Source organism: Pseudomonas sp. P1_F7 (assembly GCF_056405655.1).
In genome coordinates this window covers 1-358 of sequence record NZ_JBFUBR010000097.1, presented here as the reverse complement: position 1 = coordinate 358, position 358 = coordinate 1, and the positions used below count along the sequence as shown (strand labels likewise).

Annotated in this window: 1 protein-coding gene; it reads right to left on the bottom strand. The window is 64.8% G+C overall.

Features of this window, described 5'->3' with window-relative positions:
• The coding region (locus AC1D1M_RS31540; protein WP_477778716.1) for an immunoglobulin-like domain-containing protein at positions 1-358 on the bottom strand (358 nt) is incomplete at both ends.

The window sequence follows — 358 nt, the reverse complement described above, 5'->3', positions numbered from 1 at the left end:
GTCACAGTTACTGGCGAGCCAGTCACAGCGGCACCAACGGTGGCGGTGTAGACAACGGTTCCGCCTTCCGCGGCCGAGCCGGTGGCGGTCAGTTTCACGGTAGTGGTATCGATGGTGTCGGTGACGTTGGTCACCGCCGGCACGTTGCTCGACACCAGGTTCTCGAAGTTGCCACCGGTGGCGTTGCTGATCGTGGCCTGAACGGTGCTGGCGTCTTTGTAGACGTCGTCGGACGGCGCGGCAACGGTCGCGGTGCCGGTGGTTTTCCCGGCCTCGATGGTGATTACGGCGCCGTTCGACAGGGTCACGGTCACTGGCGAACCGGCGGCGTTGGTCAGGGTGGCGGTGTAGACGATCG